Origin of the sequence: Pseudomonas sp. DY-1 (assembly GCF_003626975.1) — a bacterium.
GTDB lineage: Bacteria > Pseudomonadota > Gammaproteobacteria > Pseudomonadales > Pseudomonadaceae > Metapseudomonas.
The window spans coordinates 4,950,048-4,973,317 of sequence record NZ_CP032616.1 but is presented as its reverse complement, the minus strand read 5'-3'; the positions used below and the strand labels follow the sequence as shown (position 1 = coordinate 4,973,317).

At 62.4% G+C, this 23,270-nt stretch carries 30 protein-coding genes, 1 tRNA gene and 2 pseudogenes; 14 read left to right on the top strand and 19 right to left on the bottom strand.

Annotation, left to right across the window (positions count from 1 at the left end; all coding sequences use genetic code 11):
* The first annotated feature begins 7 nt into the window (after nucleotides 1-7).
* Nucleotides 8-292 (top strand): DUF2218 domain-containing protein, encoded by a 285-nt coding sequence (locus tag D6Z43_RS23315; RefSeq protein ID WP_120654387.1) that lies wholly within the window; start codon nucleotides 8-10, stop codon nucleotides 290-292.
* 294 nt (nucleotides 293-586) lie between these two features.
* Nucleotides 587-916: a hypothetical protein gene (locus tag D6Z43_RS23310; protein ID WP_120654386.1), complete on the top strand. Its 330-nt coding sequence runs from the start codon at nucleotides 587-589 to the stop codon at nucleotides 914-916.
* 115 nt (nucleotides 917-1,031) lie between these two features.
* On the opposite strand, the gene D6Z43_RS23305 is transcribed toward D6Z43_RS23310, so the two are convergent.
* Nucleotides 1,032-2,309 (bottom strand): acetyl-CoA C-acetyltransferase, encoded by a 1,278-nt coding sequence (locus tag D6Z43_RS23305; protein ID WP_120654385.1) that lies wholly within the window; start codon nucleotides 2,307-2,309, stop codon nucleotides 1,032-1,034.
* A 161-nt stretch (nucleotides 2,310-2,470) separates the two neighbouring features.
* Between D6Z43_RS23305 and D6Z43_RS23300 the strand changes: the two genes are divergently transcribed.
* On the top strand, nucleotides 2,471-3,826 hold the full coding sequence (locus D6Z43_RS23300; protein ID WP_120654384.1) for a 3-oxoacyl-ACP reductase: 1,356 nt from the start codon (nucleotides 2,471-2,473) through the stop codon (nucleotides 3,824-3,826).
* A 247-nt stretch (nucleotides 3,827-4,073) separates the two neighbouring features.
* On the opposite strand, the gene D6Z43_RS23295 is transcribed toward D6Z43_RS23300, so the two are convergent.
* Complete coding sequence (locus tag D6Z43_RS23295) at nucleotides 4,074-5,072, bottom strand: AraC family transcriptional regulator (RefSeq protein ID WP_120655343.1); 999 nt, start codon at nucleotides 5,070-5,072, stop codon at nucleotides 4,074-4,076.
* A 169-nt stretch (nucleotides 5,073-5,241) separates the two neighbouring features.
* Here D6Z43_RS23295 and D6Z43_RS23290 point away from each other — a divergent pair, with 169 nt between their 5' ends.
* From D6Z43_RS23290 to D6Z43_RS23255, 8 genes are all read left to right on the top strand, one after another.
* Nucleotides 5,242-6,096 carry a MaoC/PaaZ C-terminal domain-containing protein gene (locus D6Z43_RS23290; RefSeq protein ID WP_120654383.1) on the top strand — a complete coding sequence of 285 codons (855 nt, stop codon included), beginning with the start codon at nucleotides 5,242-5,244 and terminating at the stop codon, nucleotides 6,094-6,096.
* 53 nt (nucleotides 6,097-6,149) lie between these two features.
* On the top strand, nucleotides 6,150-6,452 hold the full coding sequence (locus D6Z43_RS23285) for a MazG-like family protein (protein ID WP_120654382.1): 303 nt from the start codon (nucleotides 6,150-6,152) through the stop codon (nucleotides 6,450-6,452).
* A complete protein-coding gene (locus D6Z43_RS23280; protein WP_120654381.1) occupies nucleotides 6,449-7,198 on the top strand; it encodes a methyltransferase domain-containing protein in 750 nt (249 codons plus the stop codon). Before D6Z43_RS23285 ends, D6Z43_RS23280 begins: the two co-directional genes overlap by 4 nt.
* A 207-nt stretch (nucleotides 7,199-7,405) precedes the next feature.
* The gene (locus D6Z43_RS23275; protein WP_120654380.1) at nucleotides 7,406-8,005 is read left to right on the top strand and encodes a DUF4136 domain-containing protein; all 600 of its coding nucleotides are present in this window, start codon (nucleotides 7,406-7,408) and stop codon (nucleotides 8,003-8,005) included.
* A gap of 134 nt (nucleotides 8,006-8,139) precedes the next feature.
* A complete protein-coding gene (locus D6Z43_RS23270) occupies nucleotides 8,140-8,700 on the top strand; it encodes a DUF4136 domain-containing protein (RefSeq protein WP_120654379.1) in 561 nt (186 codons plus the stop codon).
* A 7-nt stretch (nucleotides 8,701-8,707) separates the two neighbouring features.
* The gene (locus tag D6Z43_RS23265) at nucleotides 8,708-9,205 is read left to right on the top strand and encodes a GNAT family N-acetyltransferase (protein WP_120654378.1); all 498 of its coding nucleotides are present in this window, start codon (nucleotides 8,708-8,710) and stop codon (nucleotides 9,203-9,205) included.
* Between the two features lie 5 nt (nucleotides 9,206-9,210).
* On the top strand, nucleotides 9,211-9,714 hold the full coding sequence (locus tag D6Z43_RS23260) for a GNAT family N-acetyltransferase (RefSeq protein WP_120654377.1): 504 nt from the start codon (nucleotides 9,211-9,213) through the stop codon (nucleotides 9,712-9,714).
* 163 nt (nucleotides 9,715-9,877) lie between these two features.
* Nucleotides 9,878-10,345: an aminoacyl-tRNA deacylase gene (locus tag D6Z43_RS23255; RefSeq protein ID WP_120654376.1), complete on the top strand. Its 468-nt coding sequence runs from the start codon at nucleotides 9,878-9,880 to the stop codon at nucleotides 10,343-10,345.
* A gap of 106 nt (nucleotides 10,346-10,451) precedes the next feature.
* On the opposite strand, the gene D6Z43_RS23250 is transcribed toward D6Z43_RS23255, so the two are convergent.
* The 16 genes and pseudogenes from D6Z43_RS23250 to D6Z43_RS23185 form a co-directional block, all read right to left on the bottom strand.
* Nucleotides 10,452-10,904, bottom strand: coding sequence for a hypothetical protein (locus tag D6Z43_RS23250; protein ID WP_120654375.1), 453 nt, complete (start codon nucleotides 10,902-10,904; stop codon nucleotides 10,452-10,454).
* Nucleotides 10,905-11,100: 196 nt separating this feature from the next.
* Nucleotides 11,101-11,382: a hypothetical protein gene (locus tag D6Z43_RS23245; protein ID WP_120654374.1), complete on the bottom strand. Its 282-nt coding sequence runs from the start codon at nucleotides 11,380-11,382 to the stop codon at nucleotides 11,101-11,103.
* A 283-nt stretch (nucleotides 11,383-11,665) separates the two neighbouring features.
* Nucleotides 11,666-11,761, bottom strand: a tRNA-Sec gene (locus D6Z43_RS23240).
* Nucleotides 11,762-11,769: 8 nt separating this feature from the next.
* Nucleotides 11,770-12,810: a tyrosine-type recombinase/integrase gene (locus D6Z43_RS23235; RefSeq protein WP_120654373.1), complete on the bottom strand. Its 1,041-nt coding sequence runs from the start codon at nucleotides 12,808-12,810 to the stop codon at nucleotides 11,770-11,772.
* On the bottom strand, nucleotides 12,810-14,093 hold the full coding sequence (locus tag D6Z43_RS23230) for a hypothetical protein (protein WP_120654372.1): 1,284 nt from the start codon (nucleotides 14,091-14,093) through the stop codon (nucleotides 12,810-12,812). The genes D6Z43_RS23235 and D6Z43_RS23230 overlap by 1 nt, the downstream gene beginning before the upstream one ends.
* A 60-nt stretch (nucleotides 14,094-14,153) precedes the next feature.
* A complete protein-coding gene (locus D6Z43_RS23225; protein WP_120654371.1) occupies nucleotides 14,154-15,500 on the bottom strand; it encodes a type II secretion system protein GspD in 1,347 nt (448 codons plus the stop codon).
* Nucleotides 15,501-15,511: 11 nt separating this feature from the next.
* The gene (locus D6Z43_RS23220; RefSeq protein ID WP_120654370.1) at nucleotides 15,512-16,618 is read right to left on the bottom strand and encodes a zonular occludens toxin domain-containing protein; all 1,107 of its coding nucleotides are present in this window, start codon (nucleotides 16,616-16,618) and stop codon (nucleotides 15,512-15,514) included.
* 7 nt (nucleotides 16,619-16,625) lie between these two features.
* Nucleotides 16,626-16,997, bottom strand: a complete 372-nt coding sequence (locus tag D6Z43_RS23215; protein WP_120654369.1) for a DUF5455 family protein — start codon at nucleotides 16,995-16,997, stop codon at nucleotides 16,626-16,628.
* 2 nt (nucleotides 16,998-16,999) lie between these two features.
* Nucleotides 17,000-18,256 carry a hypothetical protein gene (locus D6Z43_RS23210; protein WP_120654368.1) on the bottom strand — a complete coding sequence of 419 codons (1,257 nt, stop codon included), beginning with the start codon at nucleotides 18,254-18,256 and terminating at the stop codon, nucleotides 17,000-17,002.
* A gap of 237 nt (nucleotides 18,257-18,493) precedes the next feature.
* Nucleotides 18,494-18,790: a hypothetical protein gene (locus D6Z43_RS23205; RefSeq protein WP_120654367.1), complete on the bottom strand. Its 297-nt coding sequence runs from the start codon at nucleotides 18,788-18,790 to the stop codon at nucleotides 18,494-18,496.
* 12 nt (nucleotides 18,791-18,802) lie between these two features.
* A complete protein-coding gene (locus D6Z43_RS27990; protein WP_162945870.1) occupies nucleotides 18,803-18,973 on the bottom strand; it encodes a hypothetical protein in 171 nt (56 codons plus the stop codon).
* Between the two features lie 161 nt (nucleotides 18,974-19,134).
* Complete coding sequence (locus D6Z43_RS23200; protein WP_120654366.1) at nucleotides 19,135-19,533, bottom strand: DNA-binding protein; 399 nt, start codon at nucleotides 19,531-19,533, stop codon at nucleotides 19,135-19,137.
* Between the two features lie 266 nt (nucleotides 19,534-19,799).
* Nucleotides 19,800-20,012: a photosystem I reaction center subunit XII gene (locus D6Z43_RS23195; RefSeq protein ID WP_120654365.1), complete on the bottom strand. Its 213-nt coding sequence runs from the start codon at nucleotides 20,010-20,012 to the stop codon at nucleotides 19,800-19,802.
* 3 nt (nucleotides 20,013-20,015) lie between these two features.
* Nucleotides 20,016-20,303 carry a DUF5447 family protein gene (locus D6Z43_RS28060; RefSeq protein ID WP_174235590.1) on the bottom strand — a complete coding sequence of 96 codons (288 nt, stop codon included), beginning with the start codon at nucleotides 20,301-20,303 and terminating at the stop codon, nucleotides 20,016-20,018.
* A 19-nt stretch (nucleotides 20,304-20,322) separates the two neighbouring features.
* Nucleotides 20,323-20,451: pseudogene (locus D6Z43_RS28055) on the bottom strand (Arc family DNA-binding protein); the annotation flags it as partial.
* Entirely contained in the window at nucleotides 20,448-20,663 is a 216-nt protein-coding gene (locus tag D6Z43_RS23185; RefSeq protein WP_120654363.1) for a DNA-binding protein, read from the bottom strand. The gene D6Z43_RS23185 and the pseudogene D6Z43_RS28055, both read right to left, overlap by 4 nt.
* A 136-nt stretch (nucleotides 20,664-20,799) precedes the next feature.
* Here D6Z43_RS23185 and D6Z43_RS23180 point away from each other — a divergent pair, with 136 nt between their 5' ends.
* The gene (locus tag D6Z43_RS23180) at nucleotides 20,800-21,066 is read left to right on the top strand and encodes a DNA-binding protein (protein WP_120654362.1); all 267 of its coding nucleotides are present in this window, start codon (nucleotides 20,800-20,802) and stop codon (nucleotides 21,064-21,066) included.
* 78 nt (nucleotides 21,067-21,144) lie between these two features.
* Here the strand turns inward: D6Z43_RS23180 and D6Z43_RS23175 are convergent, their stop codons facing one another.
* Nucleotides 21,145-21,378, bottom strand: a complete 234-nt coding sequence (locus D6Z43_RS23175) for a hypothetical protein (RefSeq protein WP_120654361.1) — start codon at nucleotides 21,376-21,378, stop codon at nucleotides 21,145-21,147.
* A 362-nt stretch (nucleotides 21,379-21,740) separates the two neighbouring features.
* Here D6Z43_RS23175 and D6Z43_RS28455 point away from each other — a divergent pair.
* Together D6Z43_RS28455 and D6Z43_RS28450 are read left to right on the top strand one after the other, a co-directional pair.
* Nucleotides 21,741-22,352 (top strand): annotated as a pseudogene (locus D6Z43_RS28455) (DUF6531 domain-containing protein); the annotation flags it as partial.
* A gap of 60 nt (nucleotides 22,353-22,412) precedes the next feature.
* Entirely contained in the window at nucleotides 22,413-23,264 is an 852-nt protein-coding gene (locus D6Z43_RS28450) for an RHS repeat protein (RefSeq protein ID WP_256661049.1), read from the top strand.
* Nucleotides 23,265-23,270 lie beyond the last annotated feature (6 nt).

The following is a 23,270-nucleotide window of genomic DNA, read 5'->3' as shown; positions in this document are numbered from 1 at the left end:
CATACCCATGACCCTGACCGCATCCGCCCATGTCGCCACCGCCACCCCGGCGCGCTACATCACCCGCCTGTGCAAGCACTTCGCCCATCGTGTGCCCGTGAGCCACGACAATCAGCAGGGCCGCATCGAGTTCGACCTGGGCCTCGGCCTCCTGCGCGCGGAAGACGATGGCCTGACCTTGTCCGTGGAAAGTCAATCGACCGAAGGCCTGGAGCGACTGAAGGACATCGTCGGCAGTCACTTCGTGCGCGTGGCCTGGCAGGAAGAGCTGCAGCTGGAGTGGAGTGCCTGAGCCACCGTACGGCCCTCTCCCTGAAGGGAGAGGGGGCTGTCCGCAAGACCTGGTATCGCTGTCGCGGACAGGCCTTTCCGGTGGGGGTGAGGGATGCCCCCACTCCTGTGTCCCAATCCCCAGTCCCGACGCCGCAACGCGCCTCACCTCCCCCGCAAGCCCCCATCCAGAGCAGTGCAACGCTTGTGGCACAGCCCTTGCTCTGTACCTGTTGCAACGGTGATACACCCAGGTGCAGACCCGGACGGCAGCATGCGTCCGAACGCAATCGTGCAATAGGGAGGTTGTTTCAAAATGACTGACCCCAGGCTGCTGTGCGAACACGAACCTAGCGTTACCGAATTGCTGTTCCCCGAGGAGGCCATCTTCAAGAACGGCCTGCCGACCACGGCCGACCGCAAAGAGATACCCCAGACTCCCTGGATCGAGTACGTCGCTGGCCAATGGGTGGTGCTCAGGCGACGCCGCGACGTGCCGCAGGAAAGGCGCGGCTTCCACGCCATGCGCAAGCACATCGACAAGCTGATCGACCAGGGCTGGAGCATTACCGGTCGCGATCCGGTGCGCCTTGAACGCCATCATCAGGTAAAGATCGTCAAAGGCGGCGTGCTGATCGATGGCTGAAAACCGCCCTGCCATCCGGACGAAAAAAAGGGCGGCCCCGACATTGCGGGCCGCCCTAAATCACGGAGTTGCTTACATCGCGTGGCAGCGATGACTTGCCGCCACGGGTATTGGATTACTTTTCCAGGATCGCGGTCACACCCTGGCCACCCGCAGCGCAAATCGAGATGAGTCCGCGCCCCTCACCCGCCACCGAAAGCAGCTTGGCCAGGTTGGCGACAATTCGCCCGCCGGTGGCGGCGAACGGGTGGCCAGCCGCGAGCGAGCTGCCCTTGACGTTCATCTTGCTGCGGTCGATGGAGCCCAGCGGCTTGTCCAGATCGAGACGGCTCTTGCAGTAGTCGGCGTCCTCCCAGGCCTTGAGGGTGCAGAGCACCTGGGCGGCGAAGGCTTCGTGGATCTCGTAGTAATCGAAGTCCTGCAGGCACAGGTTGTTGCGCGCGAGCAGACGCGGAACCGCGTAGACCGGCGCCATCAACAGGCCTTCCTCGCCGCTGACGAAATCCACCGCCGCCGCTTCGCCGTCCCGGAAGTAAGCGAGGACCGGCAGGCCGCGCGCCTTCGCCCACTCCTCGCTGGCCAGCAGCACCACCGAGGCGCCGTCGGTCAGAGGCGTCGAGTTCGCCGCCGTCAGGGTGCCGCGCGGGCCGCGCTCGAACACCGGTTTCAGGCCGGCCAACTTCTCGGCATTGATGTCCGGGCGCAGGTTCTGGTCGCGGTTCAGGCCACGGAAGGGGCTCATCAGGTCGTTCTGCCAGCCCTCGGCATAAGCTGCCGCGAGCTTCTGGTGACTGGCGATGGCCAGTTGGTCCTGCTCATCGCGCGGGATGGCCCAGGTCTGCGCCATCAGCTCGCAGTGTTCACCCATGGACAGCCCGGTACGCGGTTCGCCGTTGCGCGGAATGTTCGGCGCCAGGTGACGCGGGCGAACCTTCAGAAGGGTCTTGATCTTGTCGCTGGTGGTCTTGGCACGGTTGGCTTCCAGCAGGATCTTGCGCAGCTCCTCATGCACACCGATGGGCGCGTCGGAAGTAGTGTCCACGCCGCCGGCGATACCGCATTCGATCTGGCCGAGGGCGATCTTGTTGGCCACCAGGATGGCGGCCTCGAGGCCCGTGCCACAGGCCTGCTGGATGTCGTAGGCCGGGGTTTCCGGTGCCAATCGCGAGCCCAGCACGCATTCACGGGCCAGGTTGAAATCGCGGGAGTGCTTGAGTACTGCGCCAGCGGCGAACTCGCCTACGCGCACGCCATGCAGGTTGAAGCGTTCCACCAGGCCCTCCAGGGCGCTGGTCAGCATGTCCTGGTTGCTCGCCGTGGCGTAGACGGTGTTGGAGCGGGCGAAGGGGATGCGGTTGCCGCCGACGATGGCGACCCGGCGAAGCTGGGCCATGGTGACTCCTTGCGATGAGGGTTTGCGGGTTGCAGTGTCGGATACAAGACTAGACGGCTGGATTGGCCGCCTCGCCGCTTGGCAGGTCAGCGCGGTCAATTGCGCTCAACGCGTGTCTGCGTAGAGTGAGGCCACTTTCGATTGACCAGCAGGAGCTACCCATGAACGACCGTTACCTCGCCTTTGCCAACTCCAACGCCGGCCGGCGCCTGGTGGGCGCCCTGGGCTTGCCGGCGCCGGTGTGCCTGGAGCGCTGGATGGCAGGCCGCGCACGGCCGGTTGACGGAGCCCTGCTGATCGGTGGCCAAGGTGCACTCGCCGAAGCGGCCAGCGGTGTGCTGAACAAGCTCACCGACCAGTATTTCGCCGATGAGGACGGCCGTTTCGGCCTGTCGCGCTGGACCGCCGAGCACGGTCCGAAACTCAAGGCGCTGATCTACGATGCCAGTGGGCTGACCCGCTTCGAGCAACTGATCGAACTGCGCAACTTCTTCCAGCCAGCCATGAAAGGCCTGGGCAAGTGCCCGAAAGTGGTGGTCCTGGCCCGCGCCCCCGAAGCGACCAAGGACCTGGTCGCCGCCAGCGTGCAGCGCTCCCTGGAGGGTTTCACCCGCTCCCTCGGCAAGGAGGTCCGTCGGGGCGGCAACGTCCAGCTGATCTACGTGGGCAAGGGCGCGGAAGACCAGCTCGAAGGTGCGCTGCGCTTTTTCCTGTCCCCCAAGAGTGCCTACGTTTCTGGCCAGGTGCTGCGCTTGACCGCCTGCCCGGAGAGGGTCCAGGACTGGACCCGCCCACTGGCCGGCAAGCGGGCGCTGGTGACCGGAGCCTCCCGCGGGATCGGCGCCGCCATCGCCGAAACCCTGGCCCGCGACGGCGCCGAGGTGGTGCTGCTGGACGTCCCCCCGGCGAAGGACGCCCTCGACGGCCTGGCCGCGCGCCTGGGCGGCCACAGCATCGCCATGGATATCACTACCGAGGATGCCTCCAGCCAACTGGTCGAAGCCCTGCCGGAAGGTGTGGACATCCTGGTGCACAACGCCGGTATCACCCGCGACAAGACCCTCGCGAAAATGAGCGACGACTTCTGGAATTCGGTGCTCAACGTCAACCTGCGCGCCCCGCAGGTGCTCACTCAGGCCCTGCTGGACGCCGGCAAGCTGCACGACAACGGCCGCGTGGTGCTGATCGCCTCCATCAGCGGCATCGCCGGCAACATGGGCCAGACCAACTACGCGACGAGCAAGGCCGGGGTGATCGGGCTGGCGCAGAATTGGGCGCCAATGCTGGGCAAGCGCGGCATCAGCATCAATGCCGTAGCGCCGGGTTTCATCGAAACCCAGATGACTGCCGCCATTCCCCTGACCATCCGCGAAGCGGGCCGGCGCATGAACTCCATGAGCCAGGGCGGCCTGCCCCAGGACGTGGCCGAAGCCGTCGCCTGGTTCGCCCAGCCGGGCTCAGGCGCCCTGACCGGACAGGTGATGCGGGTGTGCGGGCAGAGCCTGCTGGGGGCCTGAGTACCAGCACCCAATGTGAATCAAACCCTTGTAGGGGCGAATGAATTGGCTCTGTCAACGTTACGTGTTGCAAGCAGCTGCATTGCCCGTAGGAGCTGGCTTGCCAGCGAATGGCCCCGTTTCGCTGGCAAGCCAGCTCCTACAAGGCTATTGGCCCGCGGGCAAATCTCTCGCAACAGCTAACGCAGACTTAGCCGATGAATTCGCCCCCACAAGAGCATTCGCACCGGCCAGATACACGCGGGCCTCAGCGCTCGCCCTTCCCCTTCCGCCGGAACTCCACTGGCGTCTCTCCCACCCAGCGCTTGAACGCCCGGTAGAAGGTGCTGGGTTCGGAGAACCCGGTGCGTTCGACGATGACCTCGATGCGCTCGTCGGTCTTCAGCAGCAGTTCCTTGGCCAGCCGGCAGCGGTAGTCGGTAACCAGGTCGTTGAAACGCACGCCGGCCGTGGCCAGTCGTTCGCGCAGGCGGCGGGCCGGCATGTTCAGGCGTGCGGCGACCTGCTCCAGGGTGGCTCCGCCATCCACCAGCAGTTCGCCGATCAACTCTCGCACCTGGCGCACCAGGTCCAGGCGCTCCACCTCCGCTAGCTGGCGGCGCGCCAGTGACTCGTGCATGCGCAGCAAGTCCGGCGCGGCGTGGCGCGAGGGTTTATCCAGCACCTCGGCGTCGAAGATCAGTGCGTAGCGATCGGCCCCCAGCTTCGCCGGGCAGCCATAGACCAAGTGGTAACGCTCCGCGGGGGCTCCTTCGGCGTGCATCAGTTGCACTTCGTGGGGCTTGAACTGCCCATCGGTCAGGGCATGGAAGAGGCGGATCACCGCACCGGCGAGCATCTCCGGGAAGTGCCGATTGCTGCCCGCATGCCGGCCAAGGGAGAGGACAGCGCGATCATCTTCAACTTCCAGATGGGCACTCAGGGTGTCGGAGAGCAAGCGCACGTAGCGCAGGGCATGTCGCAGCCCCTCGCCAAAGGTGCCACTGGAGAGGAACAGGTACTCCAGCAGCAGTCCGTGAAAGGCCGGTAGGTGGCCCGCCAGGTAGAGGCCGACATGCTCCTCACCGCACTCGGCGGCCGCGGCCTTCCAGAACTGGGTTTGCGCAGCATGGGGAAAGCGACCCGGGGGTAGTCCGCCTGGCGGCAGGCCGACGCGCACCAGAACCTTGTCCGGGTCGGTGCCGCTGGCACGCAGGGCGTCGATCACCGGGCGCATCAGCGCCACATCGTCGGTCAGATCACGCATCATTTTCGGAGAATTCTTATTGTCTGCGAGGCGCGGCCATCTTATTCGGCTTTTTCCTCCCCGCTCAAGGCCGTGATTGGCTGCCCTGCCGCAGTCCCGGGACGGTCGGCCAATGTGCGGGGCGAACCGCTGGCTATGCTGAGCCCCATTCGCCCCAAGGAGATCACGCATGGCCACCGACTGGCTCGACCTTTCCGCACCTCCCGCCCTCCCCGGCCTGTTCGCCCGCGCCGCCGTGCGCCGTGGCATGCGCGGCAAGGCCCTGCCCGAGTTGGGCGTGCGCTGCCAGGTGAGCGTCGACCCCGGTCATCTGGCGCGCTATCGCGCCGTCTGCGGCTTCAGCGACAAGGGACTGCTGCCGGCAACCTACCCGCACATACTCGCCTTCCCCCTGCAGATGCGACTGCTCACCGACCCGCGCTTCCCCTTCCCGCTGCTGGGCCTGGTGCACCTGGAAAACCGTATCCGCGTCTTGCGCGCCCTGGGCGGCCTGGGCCCCTTCACCGCCAGCGTGCAGGTGAGCGATCTCCAGCCCCACGAGAAAGGCGCCACCTTCAGCCTGATCACCCGCCTGGAAGACCAGCTCGGCCTCGTGTGGGAAGGCGACAGCCGCATCCTCTTCCGCGGCCTTCGCCTGCCCGGCCAGCCCGAACCGCGCGCCCCCCAGGAAAGCCTGCCGCTGGTGCACCTGGACCAGTGGTACGCCGCCGCCGACATCGGCCGGCGCTACGCCCGCGTGGCCGGCGACTACAACCCCATCCACCTTTCGGCTACCACCGCCAAGCTGTTCGGATTCCCCCGCGCCATTGCCCACGGCCTGTGGAACAAGGCGCGCTGCCTGGCGGCCCTGGAAATCCACCTGCCGAATGCCGGTTACGAGCTGGAAGTGCGCTTCCAGAAACCCGTGTTCCTGCCTGGCGAGGTCACCCTGCTGGCCAGCACGCCAGCGCCGGAAGGCCAGCTCGCGCTTCGCGGCAGGGGCGACACACCACACATGGCCGGGAGCTGGCGACCACTCGGTTGACCCTTGCGTGGACATGAAAGCGGCGGGACCATAGGCGGCTCAAGGAGAGCCCCATGAACCTCGACGAAATCACCGCCCGCCTGCACGCCATCCGCGATCACAACGACTGGCGGCAGTTCCATAGCCCGAAGAACCTGGCCATGGCCGCCAGCGTGGAAATGGCCGAGCTGGTGGAAATCTTCCAGTGGCTGACCGAAGAACAGTCGCACCAGTTGCCCCCCGAAAAACTCGCCCACGCCGGCCAGGAAGTAGGCGACATTGTCCTCTACCTCCTCCTGCTCTGCGCCGAACTCGGCCTGGACATGGACGCCGTGGTCCGCGCCAAGCTGGCGGACAGCGAAAGGCGCTTCGCATGAGCGACCGTCACTTCGATGAACTGGCGACGCGTTTCGCCGAAAAGATCTACGGTGGTGCCAAGGGCGCCATCCGCCTGGCCGTGCTCCAGGCCGACCTGGCCGAAGTCCTGCCCGAGCGCCCGTTGCGCGTGCTCGATGTGGGCGCCGGCCTTGGCCACATGGCCCTCTGGCTGGCCGAGCGCGGCCACCAGGTCACCCTCGCCGAACCCGCCGAACCCATGCTCGAAGGCGCTCGCCAGCGCTTTGCCGAAGCCGGGCAGGCGGCCAGCTTCATCCAGTCGCCCTGGCAGGAGCTGCTCGGTCAGCTCACCGAACCCTATGATCTGGTGCTCTGCCACGCCGTACTGGAATGGCTGGCCGACCCGCACGCCATCCTGCCTGTGCTGCACCAGCTGACGGCCAAAGACGGGATGCTCTCGCTGGCCTTCTACAACAAGGACGCGCTGATCTATCGCAATCTGTTGAAGGGGCATTTCCGCAAGCTGCGCAAACATAAATTCGCCGGTGAAGGGCAAAGTCTGACCCCACAGCAGCCGCTGGCCCCGCGTGACCTGGCCACGCAACTCGAAGGCCACTGGCAAGTCGAAAGCCAGAGCGGGGTACGCGTGTTCCACGACTACATGCCCCAGGAATTCCAGGCCAAGGCCGAACTGGTGGACTTGCTGGAAATGGAGCTCGCCTATCGCCGCCACCCCAGCTATCAGGGACTTGGCCGCTATCTGCACTGGATTTGCCGCCCTCTGTGAAACCCGCTCACGATTAACTGCGCGTCGGAATAGCTGCGTTGAAATGGCTTCGGAATGCTCATTTACATCCGTAGACTCTGCTTCCTGAGCCATCTGATTCGCTGGCGCTCTCCCTTCGGGCCAGCCTGCGGCTGTTACTCCCGTTGGTCGTTGTGCCTTGCTCTTCGCTAGCTCACAAAATCGTGAGCAGGTTTGAACGGAGGCCCCATGAAACTGCCCGCGCTACTCGCCCTTGCCCTGCTGTTGTCCGCCTGCCAGAGCCCCAACCCGTACAAGGCCGAGTCCCGCCCGCTGCCGCCCGCCCCGCCGGGCGCGGCGACCACCTTCGACAGCAGCGCTTACCCCGCCGCCCCCCGCGACTTCGGTCGGTATCGCAGCTGGACCTGGCTCGACGGCCAACTTCCCGCCGGCAACAACTGGGCGACGCCCGAGCAAATGGCGGAGATGGTCAACTCCGGCCTCGACCAGCACGGCCTGCGCCAGGCACGCACTCCAGGCCAGGCCGATCTCAAAGTCAGCGCCAGCCTGCGCTACGAGCGACGCCTGCGGCAGTACGACGACTATGGCGGTGCCTATTACGGCAGCGGCCCGTGGCGCGACCAGTACGGTGCCTGGGCCACCGTGCCCGTCGTGCGCACCTACGAGGAACAGGTTGCGGTGGTCTACCTGGAGTTCTACGACGCCCGTGACAACCAGCCGATCTGGAGCGGCAGCGGCGAAACCTATGCCAACGGCAATCGCTCCGATGGCGTGGCCGCACTGCGCGAAGCGGTGAAGGAAGCCCTGCACGACTATCCACCGAATTGAGGGCGAAGTAGCTCCCCTCTCCCTTTTGGAGGGGCTGGGAGTGAGGCACCTGATGACCTGAAGGCCCGCAAATTCCCCTTGCCGGCTGCTCTGCCTTGCGTTTCGATAATGATTCCGGCAGAGGAGATCCAACCATGATCCGCCGCACGCTACTCCTGTCCACCGTCCTGCTCGTGGCGGCCTGTCAGAGCTACGACGTGAATCGCGATTACGACCGCACCCGCGACTTCGGCGCCTATCGCAGCTGGAGCTGGAAGGAACCTGCCCTGCAGTACCGCCCCGACGACCCACGCATCAAGAGCGACCTCACCGAACAACGCATCCGCGACGCCGTCGGCCAGCAACTCGACCAGCGAGGTCTGCGCCCGGCCTCCAGCGGCAAGGCCGACCTCAACGTCCAGTCCTGGCTCATAGTCGATGAACGCCAGCAACAGACCAGCTACAACTACGGCGGCTACTGGGGCGGCTATTGGGGAGGTGGCTACATGGGCGGCCCGGCTTATACCGAGACCCGCACTTACAACTACAAGGTGGCCACCATCCAGGTGGACCTCTACGACGGCAAGGATGGCAAGCTGGTCTGGCGCGGAAGTGCCGAGCAGATCATGAAGAGCTCCCCACCGACCCCCGCCGAACGTGAAGCCGCCATCCGCGAAACGGTCGCCAAGGTGATCGCCCAATACCCACCGCACTGAGGACCTCATGCCCGCCGCTAATCCCCAACTGCAACACCGCCCCGCCAGCGCCGAAGACCTCCACGAGATCGTCCGCTTCCCCCAGGATGCGGACGAACTGTTCTTCGCCTACCCCAAGGCCAGTTGGCCTCTCACCGTAGGTCAGCTCGCTGCCGCCATGGCCGAGCGCCGCGGCAGCACCGTTGCCCTGCTGGATGGCAAGGTCGCCGGCTTCGCCAACTTCTACCAATGGCAGCACGGCGAGTTCTGCGCCCTCGGCAACATGATGGTGGCGCTCTGGGCACGCGGACATGGCGTGGCCCAGTACCTGATCAGCACCATGGAGCGCCAGGCTCGCGAGCAGTACAAGGCCAGGCTGATGAAAGTCTCCTGCTTCAACGCCAATGCCGGCGGACTGCTGCTCTATACCCGGCTCGGCTACCAGCCACGCGCCATCGTCGAACGCCTGGCCCCGGACGGCCGGCGCATCGCCCTGGTCCAACTGGACAAAGCCCTCCCGGACTGAGCCCGATGACCATTCGCCTCGCCACACCGGCCGATATTCCTCGGCTGGCTGGCATCGAGCTTCGCGCGGCCGAGCTCTTCGGCCCTGACGACCTGCCACCCCATCTCCGCGGCAGCACCCTACCCCTGGAATGCCTGAACCTTGCCCTGGCCAGCGACCTGCTCTGGGTCGCACTGGCACCCACGTACAACGTGGCGGGCTTTCTCGCCGCCCAAGCCGTCGGGAACGTGCTGCACATCAGCGAAATAAGCGTCCTGCCCGAACAGGGTGGCAAGGGGTTGGGGCGCGCGCTGCTGGCTGCAGCAATCGAGCGCGGGCGCGATGGTGGATACGCGGCCCTGACCCTCACCACCTTTGCCCACATCCCCTGGAACCGCCCCTTCTACGAGCGCGCCGGCTTCCGTGCCCTCGCGCCCCAGGAGTGCGACCAACGCCTGCGGCAATTACTGGATACCGAACGCCACTCAGGCTTGCGTAACCGCCTGGCCATGCTCCTCGACCTGCCCTGAACCGGTCAGCGCTTTCCGGCCCGTTAAGCCGCTCCCTCACTAAACTTATCCACAAGGCAGCGGCCAGAGCCGATGCCGGGTGGGGAGCGGGAGGCTCCTCCTTGCGTGCCGGCGACGCAGGCTTACCGGGAGCGACGAGCTGCCGCCTGGCAGGAGGTGTCCCATGACCATGATCACCCAGCTGCAAAGCAGCCTTATGCAGCACAAGACACGCTTCGACGTGCTCAACCACACCGCATCCATGACCACCCGCGAAGCGGCTCGCCGCGCCGGCATACCGCCGCAGCAAATGGCCAAACCGGTAATCCTCGACGACTTCCAGGGCCACTGGATGATGGCCGTGGTGCCCGCTTCTCGCCACGTTGACCTGGAAAAGATCCACAAACTCACCCATCGCCACTGGCGCCTGGTGCGCGAACGGGACTTCGGCAAGCGCTTCGCCAACTGCGAAACCGGCGCAATCCCCGCCGTGGGCAACCTGTTCGGCCTCGACACCCTGATCGACCAGTCCCTGGCGGAACAGCCGGACATCTACTTCGAGTCCGGTCGCCATGACGAACTGGTGCACATGAGCGGCAAGCAATACATGGCGCTGATGCCGGAAGCCAAGAGCGGGAAACTCTGCGAATAACCGGAAAGTAGGAGCGAGCTTGCTCGCGAACAGCCTGAACACGCTCATTCGCGAGCAAGCTCGCTCCTACGGAATGTCCGGCGCTCTCAAGCAGCAAGGCGATCCTTCAGTGGATATCCCCACAGAAAATGTCGTAGTTGCCATCTGCGGGCGTCGTCCGCAGTACAAGCGAGTAATCGCCTGCGCGTAATGCCGAGAACGGAACGGGCGCGGACTTCGACATCCGCCAGACGTCCCCCCGGAAATGGCGCTCCGTGGTGACCGTATTGTTCAGCTCATAGGCTGGCGAGGCCCCTGGATGCGCGCAACTCCCCGGGTAAATGAAGGTGTAAAGACGAACGGGCCTGGTGGTGAAAGACGGTACACCGCTGATCACAAACGAAATGCTCGTCTCCTCGCCCCGTGGCACCAGCGTCGCCTGCGCGATACGCCCGGCGTTCTTCGGCGTGGCGTTCAATCTGACTGCGAGCAACTCTTTCTTGCCCTCGCCTGCTGGGCCCGCGCATGCGCAAAGTCCGAAAACGACCAGGATCAGTGCCAGATACCTTGCTGCATTCATCGCACGCCTCCTACGGGGAGAAGCGCCGTTGCAATGGTCATCTATCCACTATATGCGCGGGACTGGCGGCAGCCGTGCCTCCCTACCCAACGGTCGAGAGCGCGAGAACAAAGAGCAGAAAGCCTCCATGAATGGTGGCTTTAGAGGAGTGGGCGACGGGAGGAAGTTCGTTCCTTCCTCCGCGACCGAAACGAACTCAGGGCTTGTACTGGGCTTGCGCAACGCACCACTTGCTGGCCGGGTCCTTCGCCTTGGTGCAGGAGTTGCGGAAAATCACCTGCGCATGCTGCTGGCAGTTGCGGAACTGCTTGGAGCCCTTCTCGTTCTTGCTGCACACCGTGTCCAGAGCGATCGCGCCGTTACGCTCCTGCCAGTTCAGGTAGTAATTGTCACTGTCCTTCTTGGCTGCCGGAGCTGCGGCAAAAGCCACGCTCGCCATGAGGACCAGCGCGCTGCCCAGTGCGAATCGGATAGTCATGTCAACTCCTGATGGTCGCTGTGTTTCAGAACGCCCTCTTAGAGGCGCTAGCTGTTGTGGCAGGTTCGAGTTCGAGCAGCCAACCCCTGACCACCCTCTCCCGACTCTAGAACTGCAGGGATAACTGCTTAAATAGTGCTCAGCGCCCGTTATTGCCGCAAGAGCCATAGCTCCCAACGGAATGACCGCCTGTCTAAATGTCAGGCACGACACTAAGAAACTGGCGCAAGTCACGGAAATAATGGGAAAACACAGACGTTGAACACTGCATTGCGCTTTGAATTGGCGGAAGGCAGTGGGAGTCGAACCCACCCAGGAACGGCTGCCGTCCCCCACCGGGTTTGAAGCCCGGCCACGCCACCGGGCGTGCTTGCCTTCCATATTGATTTATAAGGCTTTTTCCGTGCCTTCCTGTTCAGCAATCGGGGAAGTGTCGAAGAACTGTCGAAAATCCCTGGTGGGGCCGAACTCCAGAACATCCTGGAAGTGGCCTGGCGCCAGGTGCGCATACCGCATGGTCATCGACAACGAGGAATGCCCCAGGATCTTCTGCAACGATAGGATGTTTCCCCCGTTTGCCATGAAATGCGAAGCGAAGGTGTGACGCAGTACATGCGCTTTCTGACCGGCAGGCAGCTTTAGACCGGCCTTCTCCACCGCTTCATCGAAACTGTTTCGACAGTTGGTGAATAGACCATGCCGTGAGAAGTGGTCAAGGATGCGGGTTTCCAGCTCGGGCGTAATCGGAATCGATCTACGCCGCTTGGACTTGGTTTCCACGAAATGCACCGCGCCGCCCTTCACCCTGGACGGCACAAGCCCTTGTGCCTCTCCCCAGCGGCAGCCTGTAGCCAGGCAGATGGTAGAAATCAGCTCGACGTGGACGTGCTGCATGGAGCGCAGCGTGGCGAACAAACTATCCACCTGTTCGTGATCGAGGTACGCCAGCTCACGCTCCTGGAGCTTCATCGGCTTCACCGTGGCCAGCGGGTTCGGGTAATCGATTTCCTGGAACTGGATCAGCACATTGAACAGGGCGCGGAGGTAGCCGAGTTCGTTGTTCATGGTCTTTCGGCTGATACCGGCGTCAAGGCGCTTGGCCCGGTATTCAGCGAACTTCACCGCGGTGAACTGGTGGCCGATCGGGTCGCCCAGGCGTTCGATCATTCTCTTCAGCAGCAGCTCTCGCCCGGCGTAGTCGGTGAGGCCGTTGCCATGTAGGATGCCCCAGCGTTTCAGTAGCTCCAGCAGGCGGCGACGATCCTTCTGGCGGGGTGACCAGTCGGGCGCGTCGATCACTTTGGCCCTGCAGGTTGCTTCGAAGCGTTGCGCCTCACCCTTGGTCTTGAACGTCTTGCGGAAGCGCTTGCCCTTGATCGGCTCGGTATCGACTTTCCAGCGGCCATCCGGCAGTTGCTCAATGGCCACTACACCGCCCTCCCCCACCGAACTACGCGCTCCCGAAGTAGGTCCTGGATGTGCTTGTAGACGTCACGCTCGCCCATCTCCTTTGCGGCGTAGTGATCGCGAATGACTGGCCAGCACACCCACTCCCTGAGGCTGGCGAAGGCCTTTTCCGCGCCTACACGCTCCCGTGCGAGCAGGCTGATGAAGTTTCCCAAGAACAGCTCAACGTTCTTGCCGGTGAAGCCCTGGGAGGTCTTGAAGTGGCGTTTGTAGTGAGTGCGTCCGGCGAGCGATTCAGCAGGGATAGAGACCTTCACGTCCTGACGCATCAGGGTCCAGAAGGCATCGAGCACGCCCTTGCTGGAACACAGGCGGAAGGACTCCAGGCCGTACTGGAACAGCCCGTCGAGATGCCCCGCCAGCTCGGCAAAGGTGCGGTTGTCGATCATGGCGCCGGTATCCATATCGGCGGAGCCATCGGCGAACTGCTGAATGATCGAGTGGTGGTAGCGCAGTTCGATGCGCCATACCGGAGCCTCGGGGTCATAGTTCTGGTCGTCTTCGGAATCGAACGGGTTGTCCATGCCGGACCAGACCGAGCGCCAGTAATCGAGCTTGTCGATGCTCCAGGCCTGAAGCGACTTGTTGTAGATGGCGAGCTGAATACCTGACGCGGAACCGAACAGGAAGGACTGGCCACGGCCGTAGGAAACCGCTTCGCCGTCGTAGTGGACTTCCTTGATGCCGGAGAGGTCGCGACGGGTACGGGCGCGGCATTGCAGGCGGTCGATCAGATCAGCAGGCGGGTTCCAGCCTTGCACGTCCAGGGCGAGGTGAACGGCGCACTGATTGGGCTCGACATGTTGCATGGCTTCCTTGGCGAAGCGGTCCATCCATTCCTGCAGGACGTCGGGCGTGCACGACTGGATGGCATGGGGGCTCACTTCGATCTTCATGTGGGCGCCGATCACGTCGATCTTCACGTTGAAGTTCTTCAACAGGAGGACGAAGCCAAGGTCTGCGTTTTGCAGCTTGTACTGATAGCCCGAATCACGCCCCACACGTCCGGCATGCCAGTAATGGCCAGCGAACTGGACGATGCCACCTTGCTCAATGGCCGTGACCAGCTCCGGGCGAATGCGGCCTCGGTACAACTGGCGCACGGTGTCCACCCGACAGCCCAGCAATCGGACCTTCTCAAGGTTCGTCATGCGGGCCGTCTTCGGGTCGAAGAACAGGCGCGAGTCGCGAGACTCAAGACCGGTCGTGAGGTCCAGTCGAACCTGATCCACTGCTTTTTTCATGCTTCAAAGCTCCACAAATTGAAACGAAACGACACGGCTAAAAGCCATTCATAAGACGTGCTACAGGGACGTCTCCCGGCCCGCCCTGGCGCGGCCGAGCCCATCGCCGGCTGCGCCGACTCCCGGCTCGGCCGCGCTCAGGACGGGCAAAGCAAGGGGACGTACTGGATCACGCACCTTCACGGTGTCGGCGGCGCCATGGATGCGGGCGGTGAGCAGGACGACCAAGTTGGTGGAGCGGCTGCGGTTGCTGGTTGAGCGGAACAGCGGACCCAGCAAGGGCACCTCGGAGAGGATCGGAATGGCCGAAACGGATCTGTCGGTCTGTTCCGAGCGCAGGCCGCCGAGCAGCACGCCCTCCCCGTCCTGGAGCTGAACCCGGGTGCTGATGCGGCGGGTGTTGGTGATGATGTCGGCGGCGGTCTTGTCGTCGGAGACGGTGGAGGCGGACTGGTTCACCTCCAGCTCGATCGCGTTGGCCGGGGTGATGAAGGGGGTGACCTCGAGGGTGACGCCCACATCCTGGCGCACGATGGTCTGGAACGGGTCGGAGGCCGGCGTGGAGCCGCTGGTGGTCTGCCCGGTGATGAAGGGCACGTTCTGGCCGACGACGATGGAGGCCGGCTCGCGGTTGAGGGTTAGCAGTTGCGGCGTGGAGAGGATGCGGTTGTTGCCGGTGGCTTTCACCGCCTGCAGGAAGGCCGAGAGGGTCGGGCCGGAGAAGGTCAGGCTAAAGCCGAGGTCGGACTTGTCGGAGCCGCGCAGGGAGATCCCGCTGGCGTCGATGCGCCTGGAGTCGAGGCCGACGTTGAGGCCCAGGGCTTCGAAGTCGTTGTCGGACAGTTCAGCGACGACGGCAGTGATGATGACCTGCCGCCGGGGCCGGTCGATTTCCCTGACCACTTCGCGGATGACGTCGAGCTGGCTGCGGGTGGCGGTGACGATCAGCGCGTTGGAGGTGGGTGACGGGCTGACCATGCTCAGGTTGCGGTTGCTGTCCTGGTTGTCGCTCCTGGAGCTGATGACATCCTTCACCGCCTGGTGGGCGAAGTCGGACTGCAGGTGCTGCAGCTGGACCACGTCGGTGACCAGGTCCGGTGATTCCGCGACCGCCTGGGCGCTGATACGCAAAGTGGACGGCGTGCTGGAGAAGTGGAAGCCGGAGGCGAGCACGGCGTTCTCCAGTAGTTGCTCCAGCTCCTTGGGGCCGCTGTAGGTGGCGAAGATGGAGACGGGCGCGGTGCGGATATCGGAGCCGACCACCACGGACTTCTTCAGCTGCTGGGCGGACCATTCGACGAAGTCCTGCAGGGTGGCGTCGTAGAGTTCGACCCGTTCGGCGGCAGTGGCCAAGGGCGCCTGCAGGGCGGCGATGAGAGCGAGTGAGCGAGCGGGTTTCCAGTCCATGGCGGGATCCTCTAGCGGAAGACGGAGTGGTAGTCGGCCTCACGGACCAGGAGGGCTTCGCGGGGGCCGCGGTCCTTGACGGTGATGCCTTTGGCGATGAGGTCGTCCTGGGTGAGGCGTTGACCCTGGCTGTCGCGGAAGACGTAAAGCGTGCTGCCGGCCAGTCGGCCGTAGGTGGCAATACGCAGTTCGGCGTATTCATCGGCCAGCGGGTGAGTGGCTTCGGGGAGCGGCGCCGGAGCGGTGGTTTGTTCCTGGACGACGGCGGCCGGCTGGGCGGTGAAGGCGATGGCGCCGAAGATCGGCACGGCCAGCAGGAGCGCGCAGCAGGCGCCGAGGAAGAAGGCGTTCAGGATGCGGGTGCGGCGGAAGAAGATGCGGGTGGTGCGCATGAAGAACCTCCAGTTGCGCAGGGCTCGTGGAAGGCGGCGGCGCCAGTAGCCGGGCGGCAGCATGGAGTAGGAGCCTTTGTCGTAGCCCTCGTCGTACTCCTGGGTCGTGTCGTAGTAGTCGTAGAACTCTTCGCCGCGGTAGTACCAGTCATCCACCTTGGGCGAGTTGAACTTGGCGCCGTACTTGACGATGGCCTGGTGCAGTTTCGGCAGCTTGCCCTTCCAGCGGCCGAGGGTGATCAGCTGCAGCGGCCAGCGGAACATGAAGGGGACTTTCAGGCGGTCCCAGCGGTTGATGTAGACGACGTGCTCGGCGATGGACTCGCGCACCTGCTTGTCGATGACGTTGACGTTCTGCACGCAGAGCCAGAGGTCCCAGCGGCGCTTGCGCAGGTACAGGAAGAACTTGAGCAGGTCGGAACGGCCACCCTGGTTCCAGTCGCGGGAGTTGAGCCAGACGCCGGCCTCATCCAGGAAGATCCCGCCGAACATTTCTTCGTCGTACTTCTCGCAGCCGACACCGAGGCCACGCAGATCAGAGGCGGAGGGCAAATCAGGTAGGCGCACGAGGCGGGAATAGGTGTTGTCGGGCTTGCACAGCTTGTTCATGAACACGTCGACGTTGATGGCGACGCGGCGGCGGGCTTTCAGGTACTTGAGGATCTGCATGACCAGCAGCAGGGTTTTGCCCGCACCCAGCTTGCCGGTGACGATGTAAACGGCCATGGGCGCCTCAGGTGTGGATGAACTTTTCGGAGAGGCGCGACACCCAATAGGCGATCAAGGACTTGATCTTGGCGACGACCAGGAGCGTGATGCAGAAGGACAGGTTGCTCGGAATGAACATTCGCCCGATCTCCAACATCCAGGGCGGGCCGAGGTTGGCGACTTGGGAAAGCAACGCGCCAATAGCCAGGGCCAGGGCCTGGATAGCGAGACCGATGGCGGCAATGACCAGCAGGAGAATGCCGACCTTCTTGAAGAACTGGGCGATGAAGCCCATGACCGGTGCGATGAGGGGGCCGAAGAAGCCCACCAGGAAGAGGCCCAGCCCACTGAACAGGCGCGGAAACAGGGTGCGCAGAAAGCCGATGATCCAGCCCATGGTCAGAAGCCTCCCTTGGCGGCTTTGGCGTCTTCCTGCCTTAGGCCGGCGTAAAGGATCTTCCACAGGCCGACGGCGGTGGCGATCCAGATGATGTATTCGAGCAGCGGTTTGAGCCGGGTGAGTTCGCACACGGGCAATACGAGCGTGGTGTGGTAGTTGCCCAGGGCGAAGGAAATGGAGTAGTTCGCGCAGCCCATGGCGGAGGGCAGTAGTCGGTCCAGAACGTTGTTGAGGCCAACCTTGCTGCCATCGGCGCCGAACCACCCATCGGTCACCGTCTTGGGGAGTGCCTTGAGGGCGGTATCTACTTCGGCTTCACGTTCGCCCAGGAGCTGGTCGCCGTACTTGCCGATCTGGTCGCCCAGGGCATCGCCCGCCCCCTGCCCTGCACCTTCGGCGTCCCCGTCAGTGCCAGTACCGTTGCCGTCGTATTCCTCGCCGAACAGGCCATCGAGCAGTTCGCCCAGTTGGCCCTGGATGCCATCGAGCAGGGCGTTGGTCTTGTCGATCTTCGGGCCGAGCTTCTCGCCCAGGTCTTCGATGGCCTGGTTGGTGGCGCCTTCGTTGGAGCCCTGCGCGCTGCCGCCCGTGCCGGTGGAGGGGCGCGGGTCGTTGGTGTCGTCGCCGTCGGCATTGCCGCCATTCTTGGGGTGATCGGACGAGGACTCGGGGATCTGCTTGGTGGGGTCGTTCGGGTCGTAGCAGACCTGCTTGCCGTTGAAGTAGCCGCAGTTGCGGTTGGGCTTCTCGGCTTCCATGCAGCGGTAGGTGCCGTTGAAGTAACCGCAGCCGGGTTCTTCCTGGAAGCAGCCCTCGACGCCGTTGACGGTGCCGCAGCCGGGTTTCTTCGGGTCGAAGCAGGTTTCTACGCCGTTGGCCGACACGCAATTGGAGTCGGGGTCATCGGGCTTGGGCTGGGAGCAGTCCTCCCCGGCGCAGGTGTCGGGGGCGGTGCCATTGGATTCGCCGGAGCCGTAGAAGCTGCCGGTGCATTGGTAGGTCTGGTTCTCCAGGATGGAGACGCAGGACTTCTTGCCGCCTGCGGTGTACTTGCAGCCCTCGAAGGCGACCTGGTCGTCGCAGACAGCGAGCTTGAGGGTGGTGTTGTACTGGCAGACCTGGGTTTTGAGGATTTCCTGGCCGGTGGTGGCAGCGCAATCGGCAAGTACCGTGCAGCCTCCGGATTTGGCGTCATAGTCAGTGCCGGGCGGACAACTATCGCCAAAACGGCTGGCCGTCCGATTGTACTGAACCATTGTGCCAGTGCTGGGGTGGATATAGCCGCACTGAACTACCGAGGGTGAACCCCATTTGTAGATTCCACCGGGATACGCGCTCTGGGCAGCTTGGCAAGCCAGCAAAGCCGATGGATAGCGGACGGCGCTGTTTGTCAGTTGCCACCAATAATCCACCGCCCACACAAATTGCCCCCACGCCATAAACGTGAGGGCAACCAGGGTGCGGATAGCCGTACGCATCTATCCGCGTCCTGCTTAGGCGCCAGCGGCGGAGAAGATGCGGCCCGCCAGCTTGAACAGGGCCACGCCGCCACGGACAACGCCGAACAGCACGGCACCGGCGGCCATCAGCACGCCGAAGGCTTTGCCCAGGTCGACGAAGACGTCGAGCAGGGACAGGGGCACTTCGATGGCGGCGTTGGCCATGCCTGCGGTCATGGCGGCGGCGATGACGGTGTAGAGAACGGCATGCTTGATGCCCAGTGCTTTACCGACACTGGTGCCGTTCTGGTGAGCGATGGCGCCGGAGCGCACGGTGAGTTGCTTTTGCATGGGATGGTTTCCTTATGCAGATGAGGCGTCGATGATTTCTTTCCAGCCGAGCCGGAACTGGCCCCAGGCGACGCCGACCCCGAGGGCCCCTACCATGAATCCCGCAATCAGCAGGTACTGCGCCCAGGTGAGCGCGATGCCTGATGCCGACGGGATCCACAATCCCAACCAGGGCACTTCCATAGCCTTACCTCTGGTGTCCGTGGATGAGCCCGAGTGCCATGAGTTGCAGCACCCCGGTTATGAAGTGGAGTGCCCACAGGTCACCGAGGGTGATCTGGGCGAGCATGGAGTTGATGGTTCCCATGGCGCTTCTCTCTCAGTGGTGAGCTGTGGGCTGGGGGTCAGTTGGACTTGCCTGAGTCAGCCGGCGCGGAACCGGATGTCGGCTGCTGCGGACGACTCGGCTGGCTGCTACGCGGGGCCGGTTGGTCGTTCACGACGGCGACGATCACTTGTTTGTTCTCGATCCGGCCGTACTGGTCGCGGGTGGGGCGGACGGCGGTTTCGAATTTCATCTTCTGGGGGCCGCGGCTGAAGTCGATTTCTTCCAGCACGGCGGGGTCGCAGCTGTAGCCGGTGAACTCGAAGCCACGGGCGTTGGGGCGTTCCTTGGAGCCTTGGGGGATGGGCGAGAAGCCCTGCAGGCTGGCGAAGACTTCGCCGGTGTCTTTCTTGGCGTACCAGTCGGTCTGGACGACGAGGATTTCCAAGGTGGCTTTGGCGGTTGGGATGTCGAACATGGGTATTTCCTCTTTTGGTTGCGCCTTGGGCGCGGTCAGTAATCAGCCGGCTCGACTTTCTTGGGCGTGAAGGGTCCCTCGACCCGTGGTTGGCCGTTCTGTCGGTGTGGCTGTGGGTGGTGCCTGGGTGCGTTCGGTCGGGCTGCGGGGTGGCCGGTCAGGCCTCAAACACCAAGGGCTCTGCCCTTGTCATCCCGCTCTTGCCGCCGAGGGCTCGGGAGCGCGGGGCGGTGAAGCGTTGCCCCTCTCTCCCCAGCCGAGGCTTTTCAGGGTGGTGGGCGGTCAAGGGTGCGCTTCGCCCGGCGCTCCGTTTGGCCGAACGGTGAAGCGTGTTCGGACAAGCCGGTGCGGCGGCCCTGGACCGGGGCGAATCCGGGGTGGGGGCGCAGGCGTGGGAGAAGCCCGAGGGCTTTGGCCAGGCGGAAGGTCAGGAAGGCGATCAGGGCCACGACCACGGCGATGAATTGGGCGTCAGTCATGGCTCAGTCCTCGAACGGCTCGTGGATGGGCACGAAGGGCGTGGGCGGCCCGCTGTCGTACACAACGTGCCAGTACTTCGGGGCGCGGCGGGCGGGCCTGTGTTTCTCGCAGTACGAGGCCGGCAGGCAGACCCAGCGCCCAGCGACCTTGGATATCTGCGCAGGGCGGCAGTGCTCGCAGGGAGTGGACCGGGAGGGCGCGCTGCCCGCCAGTTCGCGACGGGACCAGCAGACAGAGCAGTCGCAGTTCGCGGCGTGGGTGAGGTGCAGGTAGTAGTTGTGATCCTTCATGGGCGGGCACCTCCTGGGCAAAGCTCTGCTCAAGACGAACGACCAGCTCGGCATTCAGGGAGCGATGGGCAGCTTTTGCGGACCGCTCAGCCTTGGAGCGGAGTACGGGCGGCATACGCAGCTTGAATTGCGGGTCAGTGCGACTCATGCCATCCACTCCTGTTCCAGGAGCCAGCCCCGAAGCAGAGCGCTGTTAACCATGCGGCGCTTGCCCAGCTTCACGGTCGGCAGTACGCCTTTCATGGCCCAGGCGCGGACTACGCCGTAAGCGACGTTGTTGCGTTCGGCCCAGCTCTCGATGGTTTCAACGTCCTGTTGCGGGCCTATCAAGCCGCGAGGATCAAGCTCTTCCAGTTCCATGGTCGTTCCGTCACTATTCATGTCATTGCTGGATTCAATGCATCGGTAATATTTACCAATTCACTATTAACGATTATGGATTGATAAAAATCGAACGCTACTGATCAGCGCTGATATCACTGACGAAATCGGGAAAATGAGAGAGCGAATAATCGCAATCCTCGCGCGGAAAAAACTGACAGCCAAAAAGCTGGAACAGCTCAGCGGAATTGATCGCGAAAAGTGGTACGCGTTGAGGAGGGGATCAAGAAGGGTCAACGAGGACGATATCAAGGTAATCGTCGAGCTAGCCCCCGAGTATGCCTTGTGGCTTGTCAGCGGAAAGATTGCCCCGGAAGCTGGGCAGACAAGCCCCGACTACGACGAAGCTCATTCAAACTTGCCCAAACCCAACGCGGGATAGCGATTACGACAGCAGTAGCTAAGCGCTGGTTCTCAAGGAGGGGCCGCTAAGCGGCATTGGGGAAAGGGAGGTCACTAGTCAGTCATGGATCGACACATCGCCCGGCCGTTCGGCCGAAGCCAACTCTTCCACGACCATCATCCGCTTCGGCACGCGGATGGTGAGGTGCACAGTGTCACCCTCGATAGCGCCGACTCGAATCTCTACACCTTCCATTACGAGCAGCTCCAGCAGCTCGCGCCAGCTGATGCCTTCCAGAAAGTTCAGCGTCAGACGATCACCAGCCTGATAGTCGGCTTTGCGGACTTGCACAGATAGCCCCTCGTGCGTAGCGGACAAGAACAACACAAGAAAACGAATAGATCAGCTAGGCACGGCTCAATTCAGAAACTTCCTACTGAACAGCAGGAAAGCCGACGGCCAAAAAACAATTGGTCGAATGCGAAGAACAATCGCCCCCAGAATCTCCATAGGGGAGGTCAAAGACCGTTATCGACACCCTGATCCGCTCAACGAGAATCGCAATCAAATAATAAGAAAAAATACATAACCGAGGCCAAACGGAAGAGAAACAATGGAGTACAAAAAACTAGTGTGTTCCATCGCGTGGCACACAGCAAATGAGGCATCGATACAGGATAGAATCTGCGACTGCAACGCCTTGGTAACTGGCAATGAATAAAAATCCAAGAATCTCCAAATCAAAAAAAGTCGGCAGCGCGTACTTATTCGCTATCCCCCTGCTTGCGCCGAGCCATGCTACCCAGTCAGCTACGTCTGGATGGGTAACTGAAATATATTACAACACAGTTCTGCCATCACCATCTGCGGCGTGTATGAATTTGCATTCAAAGACCAGCACTCCAACCTCTCCATTTATAGTTGTACCCGACGCACTACCAAACGTATTCAGGTGTCAATATACGTGGACCCAATTTGGGTACCACTACCAAAGGGATAACAAAATATACTCCGTCCCTAAAACATCCTGTGAAAATGGAGTAATAAATACTAAAACAGGTATTTGTGACCCCTCCAACCCAGACAAGCAGAAAGGCTCCCCGCCCCCGTCGGAATGCGCCAGTCCGACGGGCTTTCGGGGAAACCCTATAAATTCGGCAGTAGGAAACAAATTCCAGACAGAAGCTGACTACACTGACCCGCAAAATAGTGAGCTTAGCTTTGGTAGGTTTTACAACAGTATTGACGGCCTTTGGCGCCATAGTTATTCGACTCGAATCAGAATTGCAACAAACCTAATAACTTTTGTTCAAAATGATGGACGAGAAACTCACTTCACCCTCGAAAGCGGAAATGCTCGCGCCATACCTCCAGAGCTCGGAACATTGATTAACTCAAACGGAAACTGGGACTACACCAGTGCCACCGAGGAACATTTAACATTCAATGGACAAGGAAGATTAACTCGTAAAATATCGCCCAATGGCCTCACCCAAAACTTAACGTACAACAACAACATAATCACGATAACCTCATCATCAAACAAGACCTTCACCATTAAAGAAGGTGGACTCGGTCAACCCATCGAGTTCTCCACTGGAAGTACAAAATTTATTTATTCCTACAACCCTTATTTTCATCTTTCAAAGACCACCAGAACTATCAGCGGGACTAGTCTAAGTGAGCAGCGCATATACCACTATGAAGACCCGCGTGACTCGAAACTTCTTACCGGTATCACCGATGAGCGCGGTACTCGCTACGCTACCTGGGCGTATGATGACCAAGGTCGTGCTATTTCCAGTGAGCATACGGGAGGAGCTGACAAAGTATTAATCAGCTACAACACCGATGGCTCGAGCACTGTGACTAATGCACTAGGCCAAAAAACCACCTACCGGTTTCAAGTGATCCAAGGTGTGAAACGCATCGTTGCGATTGAAGGGGAGCCCTCCCCCAACTGCCCCAACAGCAACTCCACCTTTACGTACGACGCGCGCGGCCTGCTGAAGACCAAGACCGACAACCGGGGCCTACTTACAACCTACGAATACGACGCTCGTGGCCTTGAGATTTCCCGCACCGAAGCCGTTGGCACACCTCAGGCGCGGACGATTACCACCGACTGGCATCCGACCCTATTCTTGCCAGTCACCGTCACCGAACCGAATCGCATCACCACCTACGAGTACGACGCTCAAGGCCGCCGGACCGGCCAGACCATTACCGAACGCTGATTCTCA

Excerpts from the sequence above, each read along its gene's own strand:
- D6Z43_RS23265 (WP_120654378.1), top strand. The coding sequence starts at position 8,708 with ATGCCCGCCGCTAATCCCCAACTGCAACACCGCCCCGCCAGCGCCGAA.
- D6Z43_RS23205 (WP_120654367.1), bottom strand. The coding sequence starts at position 18,790 with ATGCAAAAGCAACTCACCGTGCGCTCCGGCGCCATCGCTCACCAGAAC.
- D6Z43_RS23275 (WP_120654380.1), top strand. The coding sequence starts at position 7,406 with ATGAAACTGCCCGCGCTACTCGCCCTTGCCCTGCTGTTGTCCGCCTGC.
- D6Z43_RS23180 (WP_120654362.1), top strand. The coding sequence starts at position 20,800 with ATGAGAGAGCGAATAATCGCAATCCTCGCGCGGAAAAAACTGACAGCC.
- D6Z43_RS23255 (WP_120654376.1), top strand. The coding sequence starts at position 9,878 with ATGACCATGATCACCCAGCTGCAAAGCAGCCTTATGCAGCACAAGACA.
- D6Z43_RS23310 (WP_120654386.1), top strand. The coding sequence starts at position 587 with ATGACTGACCCCAGGCTGCTGTGCGAACACGAACCTAGCGTTACCGAA.
- D6Z43_RS23315 (WP_120654387.1), top strand. The coding sequence starts at position 8 with ATGACCCTGACCGCATCCGCCCATGTCGCCACCGCCACCCCGGCGCGC.
- D6Z43_RS23290 (WP_120654383.1), top strand. The coding sequence starts at position 5,242 with ATGGCCACCGACTGGCTCGACCTTTCCGCACCTCCCGCCCTCCCCGGC.
- D6Z43_RS28060 (WP_174235590.1), bottom strand. The coding sequence starts at position 20,303 with ATGAAGGATCACAACTACTACCTGCACCTCACCCACGCCGCGAACTGC.
- D6Z43_RS23210 (WP_120654368.1), bottom strand. The coding sequence starts at position 18,256 with ATGGTTCAGTACAATCGGACGGCCAGCCGTTTTGGCGATAGTTGTCCG.
- D6Z43_RS23250 (WP_120654375.1), bottom strand. The coding sequence starts at position 10,904 with ATGAATGCAGCAAGGTATCTGGCACTGATCCTGGTCGTTTTCGGACTT.
- D6Z43_RS23295 (WP_120655343.1), bottom strand. The coding sequence starts at position 5,072 with ATGCGTGATCTGACCGACGATGTGGCGCTGATGCGCCCGGTGATCGAC.
- D6Z43_RS23285 (WP_120654382.1), top strand. The coding sequence starts at position 6,150 with ATGAACCTCGACGAAATCACCGCCCGCCTGCACGCCATCCGCGATCAC.
- D6Z43_RS23245 (WP_120654374.1), bottom strand. The coding sequence starts at position 11,382 with ATGACTATCCGATTCGCACTGGGCAGCGCGCTGGTCCTCATGGCGAGC.
- D6Z43_RS23185 (WP_120654363.1), bottom strand. The coding sequence starts at position 20,663 with ATGGAACTGGAAGAGCTTGATCCTCGCGGCTTGATAGGCCCGCAACAG.
- D6Z43_RS23195 (WP_120654365.1), bottom strand. The coding sequence starts at position 20,012 with ATGACTGACGCCCAATTCATCGCCGTGGTCGTGGCCCTGATCGCCTTC.
- D6Z43_RS23260 (WP_120654377.1), top strand. The coding sequence starts at position 9,211 with ATGACCATTCGCCTCGCCACACCGGCCGATATTCCTCGGCTGGCTGGC.
- D6Z43_RS23300 (WP_120654384.1), top strand. The coding sequence starts at position 2,471 with ATGAACGACCGTTACCTCGCCTTTGCCAACTCCAACGCCGGCCGGCGC.
- D6Z43_RS23280 (WP_120654381.1), top strand. The coding sequence starts at position 6,449 with ATGAGCGACCGTCACTTCGATGAACTGGCGACGCGTTTCGCCGAAAAG.
- D6Z43_RS23220 (WP_120654370.1), bottom strand. The coding sequence starts at position 16,618 with ATGGCCGTTTACATCGTCACCGGCAAGCTGGGTGCGGGCAAAACCCTG.
- D6Z43_RS23305 (WP_120654385.1), bottom strand. The coding sequence starts at position 2,309 with ATGGCCCAGCTTCGCCGGGTCGCCATCGTCGGCGGCAACCGCATCCCC.
- D6Z43_RS23200 (WP_120654366.1), bottom strand. The coding sequence starts at position 19,533 with ATGTTCGACATCCCAACCGCCAAAGCCACCTTGGAAATCCTCGTCGTC.
- D6Z43_RS23270 (WP_120654379.1), top strand. The coding sequence starts at position 8,140 with ATGATCCGCCGCACGCTACTCCTGTCCACCGTCCTGCTCGTGGCGGCC.
- D6Z43_RS23215 (WP_120654369.1), bottom strand. The coding sequence starts at position 16,997 with ATGGGCTGGATCATCGGCTTTCTGCGCACCCTGTTTCCGCGCCTGTTC.
- D6Z43_RS27990 (WP_162945870.1), bottom strand. The coding sequence starts at position 18,973 with ATGGAAGTGCCCTGGTTGGGATTGTGGATCCCGTCGGCATCAGGCATC.
- D6Z43_RS23230 (WP_120654372.1), bottom strand. The coding sequence starts at position 14,093 with ATGAAAAAAGCAGTGGATCAGGTTCGACTGGACCTCACGACCGGTCTT.
- D6Z43_RS23225 (WP_120654371.1), bottom strand. The coding sequence starts at position 15,500 with ATGGACTGGAAACCCGCTCGCTCACTCGCTCTCATCGCCGCCCTGCAG.